Annotated in this window: 8 protein-coding genes and 1 pseudogene; 5 read left to right on the top strand and 4 right to left on the bottom strand. The window is 73.5% G+C overall.

The annotated features are described in order from the left end of the window. Positions 1-574, top strand: a pseudogene (locus F9B16_RS51870) (hypothetical protein); the annotation flags it as partial. A gap of 133 nt (positions 575-707) precedes the next feature. Next, positions 708-1,850, top strand: coding sequence for a CaiB/BaiF CoA transferase family protein (locus F9B16_RS47330; RefSeq protein WP_151546823.1), 1,143 nt, complete (start codon positions 708-710; stop codon positions 1,848-1,850). 47 nt (positions 1,851-1,897) lie between these two features. Here F9B16_RS47330 and F9B16_RS47325 read toward each other — a convergent pair whose 3' ends face one another. Beyond that, positions 1,898-2,197: a hypothetical protein gene (locus F9B16_RS47325; protein ID WP_151546822.1), complete on the bottom strand. Its 300-nt coding sequence runs from the start codon at positions 2,195-2,197 to the stop codon at positions 1,898-1,900. A gap of 133 nt (positions 2,198-2,330) precedes the next feature. Further along, a complete protein-coding gene (locus tag F9B16_RS47320; protein WP_151546821.1) occupies positions 2,331-3,770 on the bottom strand; it encodes an MFS transporter in 1,440 nt (479 codons plus the stop codon). Between the two features lie 54 nt (positions 3,771-3,824). Here F9B16_RS47320 and F9B16_RS47315 point away from each other — a divergent pair, with 54 nt between their 5' ends. Both F9B16_RS47315 and F9B16_RS47310 read left to right on the top strand, forming a co-directional pair. Further along, on the top strand, positions 3,825-4,484 hold the full coding sequence (locus tag F9B16_RS47315) for a TetR/AcrR family transcriptional regulator (RefSeq protein ID WP_151546820.1): 660 nt from the start codon (positions 3,825-3,827) through the stop codon (positions 4,482-4,484). A gap of 341 nt (positions 4,485-4,825) precedes the next feature. Continuing rightward, positions 4,826-5,683: an esterase/lipase family protein gene (locus F9B16_RS47310; RefSeq protein WP_151546819.1), complete on the top strand. Its 858-nt coding sequence runs from the start codon at positions 4,826-4,828 to the stop codon at positions 5,681-5,683. Positions 5,684-5,776: 93 nt separating this feature from the next. Here the strand turns inward: F9B16_RS47310 and F9B16_RS47305 are convergent, their stop codons facing one another. Further along, the gene (locus F9B16_RS47305) at positions 5,777-6,916 is read right to left on the bottom strand and encodes an acyl-CoA dehydrogenase family protein (protein ID WP_151546818.1); all 1,140 of its coding nucleotides are present in this window, start codon (positions 6,914-6,916) and stop codon (positions 5,777-5,779) included. A gap of 34 nt (positions 6,917-6,950) precedes the next feature. Next, complete coding sequence (locus F9B16_RS47300; RefSeq protein ID WP_151546817.1) at positions 6,951-7,592, bottom strand: TetR/AcrR family transcriptional regulator; 642 nt, start codon at positions 7,590-7,592, stop codon at positions 6,951-6,953. A gap of 73 nt (positions 7,593-7,665) precedes the next feature. Here F9B16_RS47300 and F9B16_RS47295 point away from each other — a divergent pair. Beyond that, a partial coding sequence (locus F9B16_RS47295; protein WP_151546816.1) for a hypothetical protein occupies positions 7,666-7,853 on the top strand: 188 nt, incomplete at its 3' end.

Here is a 7,853-nt window from a genome sequence, read left to right as displayed (position 1 = left end):
CGCCCGCACCCCCTGCGGCCGCGGCCCGCTCTTCCACCTCGGCGACCGCACGCTCGGCTACCTCGGCGGGCCGCGCGCCGCCGTCCTCACCTACCACTCGCCCGCCTACGAGCCCGCCGCGCGCCCCGACCCGCCCGCCCGCCTCGGCCCCGGCGCGCTGCGGACCTGGAACCGCCTGGGCTGCCTCGAACCGCCCCGAGCGCGCCCCGTCACCGGCGCCATGGCCTGGGAGTTCTGGTCCGGGACGCTCCCGCACGGCGGTGCGCCCGCCGGCTGGTTCTGCACCCGGACGACCTACGCCGACGGCGGCCAGGCCGGCACGTCCACGCTCGTCGCCGACCGGCCCGCCGGCCGGCCCCGCGACACCGGCGCCTGCGACGGCCGCCGCCCGGTGTCGGGCACCTGGTGGCAGGCGCCGTCGGGCGGCTGGTACTACCTCGCCGCCGCCGCGTCCGGGCTCGTCCCGCGGGCGCGGGGCCCGCTCGGTCCGGCCACGACCGAGCACCGGCTGCTCGTCGCCCGGCCGGAGCGGCGCCCGAACGTCCCCGTCGCCGTCACCGCCGCGTCCCGCTGAACGGGGTCGGTCAGAACCCACTTACCGCGATCGGGCACACTAGGGTTACCGAACGGGATTCAGCGTCGCCCGCGGGGAGACCGCCCCGGGGCCGGCTCCCGGCGGAGACAGGTGGGACCGAAAGGGGCTGCAGATGGGCAAGGGGCCGCTCTCCGGAGTGCGCGTGATCGAGCTGGCCGGGATCGGGCCGGGGCCGTTCGCCGCGATGCTGCTCGCCGATCTCGGCGCCGACGTCATCCGGGTCGACCGCGCGTCCGCCGTGCAGGGCGCCGCCACCGGCGGCACCGACTTCAGCAACCGCGGCAAGCGCTCGATCGCGATCGACCTCAAGAGCGAGAAGGGCAAGGAGGTCGTGCTCCGGCTCGTGGAGCGGTCCGACGTCCTGCTCGAGGGATTCCGGCCTGGTGTCACCGAGCGCCTCGGCCTCGGTCCGGACGACTGCCTCGCCCGCAACCCGCGCCTCGTCTACGGCCGGATGACCGGGTGGGGCCAGGAGGGCCCCCTCTCCCAGACCGCCGGCCACGACATCGGCTACATCGCCATCACCGGCGCGCTGCACGCCATCGGCCGCGCGGGCGGCCCGCCGCAGGTCCCGCTGAACCTGCTCGGCGACTTCGCCGGCGGCAGCATGTACCTCGTCGTCGGCGTCCTCGCCGCCCTGCTGGAGGCGAAGACCAGCGGGCAGGGCCAGGTCGTCGACACCGCCATCGTGGACGGCGCCGCGCACCTGTCCACCTTCATCCACGGCTTCCTCGCCGGGGGCATCTGGCAGGACCAGCGCGGCGTCAACATGCTCGACACCGGCGCCCCCTGGTACGACGTCTACGAGACCGCCGACGGCGGGCACATGGCGGTCGGCGCGATCGAGCCGCAGTTCTACGCCGAGTTCGTCCGCCGCCTCGGCGTCGACACCGACGGCCTGCCCGAGCAGTACGACCGCGCCCGCTGGCCGGAGATGCGCGAGCGGTTCGCCACCGCCTTCAAGGCGAAGACCCGCGACGAGTGGACCGAGGTCTTCGTGCCGAGCGACGCGTGCGTGGCGCCCGTGCTGTCGATGAACGAGGCCAAGGAGCACCCCTTCAACACCGCCCGCGACGTGTTCCCCGAGCGCGCCGGCCACCGCCAGCCCGCCCCGGCGCCGCGCTTCTCCCGCACCGCCACCGACACCGACGGCCTCCCCGTCCTGCCCGGCGGCCAGACCCGCGCCGTCCTGGAGGACCTGGGCTTCGACGACGTCGACGCCCTCCTCGCCGACGGCGCCGTCGCCCAGGCCTGACCCGCGCAAAGGGCGCCCGGCCCCATCGGCCGGGCGCCCTCACCGCGTCAACCGCCTGCCGGGTCAGGTATGCCCAGGTGAGTCACGATGAGCCCGAGCAGAGTCTCCACCCGGTCGAGGCGGGCGTCCGTCCGGTCGAGGCGGGCGCCGATCTTGTTGAACTGGAGGCTGTGCTGCTCCAGGGTCTTCTGGATCTTCGCCACGTCGCCCTTGACCTGCCGCATGTCCGTGCGCAGGGCGCGGACATTCTCGCTGGGGGCCGACGCCTGGCCGGGGCCGGCCCAGGTCTCCAGATCCGTCACGCGGTCCTCCAGTTTCGTGATCCGCTCGTCCATCGTCGCCGTCACGTCATTCTTTCCCTTGCGCGGGGGGTCGCATCTCGACACGGAAAGTTAGCGATCCGGTGTCGTAGGTGACGGGCGATCACAATAGGTGACTGACTTTTCACGGTTTGCGACTCTAAACCCGACAGAAATCTCATCACGCTCGTCGGGAACGAGGTCTTTCGACCGATAGCTCGTCGCGCGGCGGGGCAGCGGGGCGGGTGCGGGGGAGGGCCAGGGCCACGAGTGCGGCCAGGACGAACAGGGCCGCGGAGACGGTGAGGCTCAGCGCGTAACCGCCGTTCAGGGCGGACGGGGAGGTCGCGTCGCCGGTGCGGTGGGCGGCGACCGTGGCGAGAGCGGCGAGGCCGACGCAGCCGCCGAGCTGGCGGGAGCTGTTGAGCAGCCCCGAGGCCATCCCGGCCTCCCGCGCCGCGACGCCGGTGGTCGCGGCGGCGGCGACCGGGGCGAGCACGAGCCCGATGCCGATGCTGCCGACGACCGAGGGGCCGAGCACGTCGGTGAGGAAGCCGCCGTCCGGGCTGATCCGGGTGAACCAGGCCAGGCCGGCTGCGGCGAGCAGGCTGCCCGGGATCAGCGCCGCGCGGGGCGAGCGGTTCCCGGCGACCCGGGTGGCGAGCAGCGTGCCGAGGACGACGCCCGCCGAGAAGGGCAGGAAGGCCAGGCCGGTCTCGGCGGCGCCCATGTGCAGCACCTGCTGCATGTAGAGGGAGACGAAGTAGAACGCGGCGAACTGGCCCGCCGCCGCGAGGAAGACGATCAGGTTGGCGCCCGCCACCCACCGGCCGCGCAGCAGGCCGAGCCGGACGAGCGGCGCGCGCACCCGGGTCTCGACGGCGGCGAAGGCCGCGAGGAGCAGGGCCGCGGCGGCGAGGCAGGCGAGGGTCGCCGGGGCCGTCCAGCCGACGGCGTCGGTGCGCACCACGCCGAAGACGAGCAGCCCGAAGCCGGCGGTCGCCAGGACCGCGCCGGGGACGTCCAGCCGCTCGCGCGGGCCCGTGCGCGCGTGGGCGGCCACGCCCGCCGGGACGAGCGCGAGGGCGAGCGCGACGAACGGCAGGTTGACCAGCATCACCCAGCGCCAGCCCGCGTACTCGGTGAGCACGCCGCCCGCGAGGACGCCGAGCGCGCCGCCCGCGGCGTTCATCGCGCTCCAGACGCCGAGGGCGCGCACGCGGGCCCGGCCCTCGGTGAACGTGGTGGTCAGCAGGGCCAGCGAGGCCGGTGCCGCGGCGGCGGCGCCGAGGCCCTGGCCGGCGCGCGCCGCGACGAGCTGCCACGGCGCCTGGGCGAGCCCGCCGGCGAGCGAGCACAGCCCGAACACGGCCAGGCCGAGGACGAACATCCGGCGCCGTCCGTACAGGTCGCAGGCCCGGCCGCCGAGCAGCAGGAACCCGCCGAAGGCGAGCGCGTAGACGTGGACGACCCAGGACAGGCCGACCGGTGCGAAGCCGAGGGCGGTCCTGATCGCCGGGAGCGCGACGTTCATCACCGCCATGTCGAGCGCGAAGACGAACTGGGCGACGCAGGCCGCCGCCAGCACCGCCCAGGGGCGGGCCCGTTCTTTTTTGTACATGTATAGAAACTAACCGGCGGCGGGCCCGGCTGTCGAGTCCGCGATGATGGGGGCATGCCGCAACCGTCCGCCCAGCGGGGCAGGCCGCCCCGGATCTCCCGCGCCGAGATCGTCGAGACCGCGCGCCGGATCGTGGACGCCGAGGGCGTGGACCGGCTGACGATGCGGCGCCTGGCCAAGGAGATCGGCAGCACGCCGATGGCCCTGTACCACCACGTCCGCGACAAGGAGCAGCTGCTCGTCCTGCTGCTGGACGACTACGCCGCGCGGATGGCGCGCGCGCCCGAGCTGCCCGCCGATCCCCGCGAGCGGATCGTGGTGACGGCGGCGGCGATCCGCGAGACGCTCGCGGCCTGCCCCTGGATCGCGGAGGTGCTCACCGCCGACGACCTGCTCGGACGGTCGGCGCTGTGGTTCGTCGAGCAGATCCTGGACGGCCTGGAGGAGTGCGGGCTGAGCCCCGAGCGGGCCGTCCACGCGTACCGGGCGATCTGGTACTACACCGCCGGGGAGATCATCGTGCGGGCTGCGGCGGCACGGCGCCGGGCCGGCGACGACCGGCCGACCTACCGCGAGCGGGTGTTCGCCGACCTCGACCCCGCCGAGCTGCCCCGCCTCGCGGAGGTCGCGGACCGCTGGGAGGCGCTGACCGCGCAGGACACCTACCTCGACGGCCTGCGCGCCCTGGTCGACGGGCTCGCCGGCGCACCGTAGAAGGGCGGGGCGCCGTAGGAAGGCGGCGCACCGTACGAAGCCGGGGCACCGTAGGAAGCCGGGGCGCGGTAGAAAGGCGGCGCGCTGCGGAAAGGCGCCGGGCCGCAGGTCGGAGGGCGTGCGGGCGGGCCCGCTTGTGAGCCGCCTGACAATTCCTCCGGGCCAAGTGGCGAGTCCTGCTACAAGACCGCGCGGAAACGCGGCCGTACCTTGTCAGCACCTCAGCTGATCAACGCGGCCGCACCCACCCCCGACCTCACGACGATGCGCGGCCGGAACCCGCATTCCCGCTCCCCGGGTTCCGGCCACTATTCGGCGTGCCCGCTTCCAGGGAGATGAACATGCGTTTCAGGCGACTCAAGTCCTGGGCCGTCATCGCCGCGGCGATTCCCACCGCCATCGGGCTGTCCGCCGTGGCCGCGCCCGCGGCCCACGCGGAGACGAGCCCGGACGGCGCCAACGACTGGAACTGCAAACCGTCGTTCCTGCACCCCCGCCCGGTGGTGCTGGTGCACGGCACTTTCGAGAACATGGCGTTCAACTGGCAGAAGCTCTCGCCCGCGCTGAAGAAGGCCGGATACTGCGTCTACGCGCTCAACTACGGCGGCGCGAAGGACGCCCCGATCCAGGGCACCGGTGAGATCGCCGCGTCCGCGGGCCAGCTGTCGGCGTTCGTCGACAAGGTGCTGGCCGCGACCGGCGCCTCGAAGGTCGACATGGTCGGCCACTCCCAGGGCGGGATGATGCCCCGCTACTACCTGAAGTTCCTCGGCGGCGCGTCGAAGGTCAACAAGCTGATCGGCATCGTGCCGTCCAACCACGGGACGAACCTGGACGGGCTCGTGGCGCTCGGCAGCCTGCTCGGCATCACGCAGGCCGTGGTGAAGGCCGCGCCGGCGGCCGGCGAGCAGATCACCGACTCCGACTTCCTGAAGAACCTCAACGCGGGCGGCGACACGGTGCCCGGCGTGCAGTACATCGTGCTTTCGACGAAGTACGACGAGGTCGTCACGCCGTACACCTCGGAGTTCCTGAACGGCTCCAACGCGCAGAACGTCCTGCTGCAGGACAAGTGCGCGAACGACACCAACGCGCACGTCGGCATCGCGTTCGACCCCGTCATGATCAAGTTCGTGGAGAACTCGCTCGACATCTGGGGCCCGTACTGGCCCATCGACTGCGGCAACCCGCTCGGCTGACGTCCCCGGAAAACCGACGTTCCCGGAAACAGGGCGTTCCCGGAAATGCGGCGCCCGGCGGTTCCCCCTTTCACCGCCGGGCGCCGTTCCGCGCTAGAGCCCGAGCCGTTTGGCGACGATCTCGTTCATGATCTCGTTGGTGCCGCCGCCGATGCCGAGGAGGCGGGCGTCGCGGTAATGGCGCTCGACCTCCGATTCCCGCATGTACCCCATTCCGCCGTGCAGTTGCACCGCCTCGTGGACGACGTGCTCGCACGCGTAGACGGCGGTGTTCTTCGCGTACGCGGTCTCGGTGAGGACGTCCTCGCCGGCGGCGTGCCGTTCGGCGACCGAGCGGGTGTAGGCGCGCGCCACGTCCACCTGCCGCGCCATCTCGGCGACCTTGTGCCGGACGAGCTGGCGCGACGACAGCGGCCGGCCGAACGTCTCGCGGTCCCGGATCCAGCCCAGCGTGAGGTCGAGGCAGCGCTGCGCGGTCGCGTACGCCTGGACGGCCAGCGACAGCCGTTCGGTCACGAAGTTCTGCACGATCTGCAGGAACCCGCTGTTCTCGGCGCCGATCAGGTTCGCCGCGGGCACCCGGACGTCGGTGAAGGCGAGCTCGGCGGTGTCGGAGCACTGCCAGCCCATCTTCCGCAGCGCCTTGGAGACGGTGAAGCCGGGCGTCCCCTTCTCGACGACGATCAGCGAGATGCCGCCGAACCCGGGCCCGCCGGTGCGGACGGCGGTGGTGACGAAGTCGGCGCGCACGCCGGAGGTGATGAACATCTTGGCGCCGTTGACGACGTAGGAGTCGCCGTCGCGGACCGCGGTGGTGCGGATGCCGGCCACGTCCGACCCGGTGCCGGGCTCGGTGACGCCGAGCGCGCCGATCTTCTCGCCGGCCAGCACGGGCCGCGCGAACCGGTCGATCAGCTCCTTGTCGCCGGACGCGATGAGGTGGGGGAGCGCGATCCCGTGCGTGAACAGGGACGCGACGACGCCGCCGGAGCCGCCCGCCTGGATGATCTCCTCGGCGACGATCAGCGCGTCGAACAGCTCGCCGCCCGAGCCGCCGGCCTCCTCCGGGAACCCGGCGCCGAGGATGCCCGCCTCGGCGGCGCGGCGGTGCAGCGACCGGGGGAGCTCCCCGGCGTCCTCCCACTCCGGCAGCGACGGGACGATCTCCCGGGCGGTGAAGTCGCGGACGAGCTCGCGCAGCGCCGCGCGCTCGGGGGTCTGCCAGGGGTTCAACGCGCCTCCTCGTGATTAGAACGAGGTTCGGAATCTAGCAGCCGCCGGCGGCGGGGACGGTGGTGAGCTCGGCCACGTGCCGGCGCAGCACCGTCCGCGTCTCCTCGGGGCCGAAGCTCTCCGGCTGCAGGACGGCGTGCAGGGTGAGCCCGTCCACGAGCGCGTGCACCCGCGCGGCCTCGGCCTCCAGATCGAGGCCCGGTCGCAGGACGCCGGTCCGGGCGGCCGCCCGCAGCACGCGCAGCGCGATCGAGCGCAGGTCGCCGTGCATCTCCGCGGCGAGCGGCCGCAGCTCGGGCCGGGTGCGGGCGCCGACGACGAACGCCAGCCACACCTCGGCCTCCTCGCGCCGCTCGGCGTCGAGGGGGAGCAGTTCGGCGAAGAGCGCCTCCAGCGCGGCGGCGTGCTCGGCGGGCGGCGCCGCCGGGTCGGGGACGGCGAGCCGGCCCGCGCGCAGCCGCAGCCGCTCGCCGGCCCGCTCGGCGAAGTACCGCATCGCGAAGATCATGATGTCGGCCTGGCCGCCGAAGTAGTGCCGGACGGACCCGATGGCGAGGCCCGCCTCGGCGGCCACGTTGCGCAGCGACGCCTGCTCCAGGCCGTCCCGGCGGGCGACGCGGAAGACGGCCTCGGCCACCTCGCGGCGGCGCGCCTCGGGGTCGACGATCTTGGGCATCCGCCTTTTATAGCACGTCTGTGCTACGGTGGATTTAGCACGGTCAAGCTAAAAACGATGAGGGGAGAGGGACGTGCGAGAGGTGATGGACATCCTGCTGATCCGGTTCGCGATCATCGTCGGGCTGCTCACGCTGCTGATCATCGCCGGGTTCACCGCGGCGATCGTGCTGAAGCGGCGCGGCGGGCTCGGGCGGGCCCGGCGGCTGGTCGAGCCGGCCGTCCGCGCCTGGGCCGCCCGCCCCGACGCCCCACGCCCCGA

Source organism: Actinomadura montaniterrae, from assembly GCF_008923365.1.
GTDB lineage: Bacteria > Actinomycetota > Actinomycetes > Streptosporangiales > Streptosporangiaceae > Spirillospora > Spirillospora montaniterrae.
The sequence above is the reverse complement of the archived record's forward strand: the minus strand, read 5'-3'. Positions and strand labels throughout refer to the sequence as shown.

Bases quoted from the DNA above. Each gene is read 5' to 3' on its own strand.
- F9B16_RS47330 (WP_151546823.1), top strand. From the start codon at position 708: ATGGGCAAGGGGCCGCTCTCCGGAGTGCGCGTGATCGAGCTGGCCGGG.
- F9B16_RS47320 (WP_151546821.1), bottom strand. From the start codon at position 3,770: ATGTACAAAAAAGAACGGGCCCGCCCCTGGGCGGTGCTGGCGGCGGCC.
- F9B16_RS47315 (WP_151546820.1), top strand. From the start codon at position 3,825: ATGCCGCAACCGTCCGCCCAGCGGGGCAGGCCGCCCCGGATCTCCCGC.
- F9B16_RS47310 (WP_151546819.1), top strand. From the start codon at position 4,826: ATGCGTTTCAGGCGACTCAAGTCCTGGGCCGTCATCGCCGCGGCGATT.
- F9B16_RS47300 (WP_151546817.1), bottom strand. From the start codon at position 7,592: ATGCCCAAGATCGTCGACCCCGAGGCGCGCCGCCGCGAGGTGGCCGAG.